Origin of the sequence: Lunatimonas lonarensis (assembly GCF_000390185.1) — a bacterium.
GTDB classification, from domain to species: Bacteria; Bacteroidota; Bacteroidia; order Cytophagales; family Cyclobacteriaceae; genus Lunatimonas; species Lunatimonas lonarensis.
In genome coordinates this window covers 1-633 of record NZ_AQHR01000026.1, presented here as the reverse complement: position 1 = coordinate 633, position 633 = coordinate 1, and the positions used below count along the sequence as shown (strand labels likewise).

Genomic DNA, 633 nt, shown 5'->3' with positions numbered 1-633 from the left:
GATGGCTTGTCAAAAGTCCTTTACTATACCCTGGATGGGGAGTTTATACGGGAACAAAAGGTAGGCTACCGTTTTCTTCGTTTCGCTTTTATCAATAACACCCAAATAGCTGTAGACCTGATCAAAACATACAATGAACACTTGCAAGAAATTAGCAACAACCAACTGGTGCTGAGCGATACCGCTTGGAGGATACTGGCGAAAGGAGGTGACTACAATGCGGAAAAGGAGCGGGAACTTTTTTTCAGCGGGGAGGTGTTTAGTAGAACTGAAGACAAGCTGTTCTATCTACGGCCTTTTACTTATACTGTTTACCAGGTGGATAAAGAGAAGCTTCTACCCTACTGTCGCCTAGATTTCGGTAAAAGAACCCTTCCGGAAGATGTTAATTTTAGCTATACAAATCCCAGGAAGTTTGCGGAGAAATACGATGATTATTGTTTCCTAGTGGATAATGGTCATTTTTTAAAAGATGTATTCTATTTCAAATACTTTTATTTCTCTGGAGGGATGAAGGTTGGACACCTATTCCGGTCGAACACTACAGGGAAGGTGTATCAAGGAGGAATTAGCAACGATATGGATGCGTTAGGTTTTTTTGATGTATCAGCAAGCATCTTTAAGGAAAATGTG

The 633-nt window shown here is 40.8% G+C and carries 1 protein-coding gene; it reads left to right on the top strand.

Annotated features, from left to right (window positions below):
- Window positions 1-633 (top strand): 6-bladed beta-propeller (locus ADIS_RS03860; protein WP_035804608.1); only part of this gene is annotated, 633 nt, incomplete at both ends.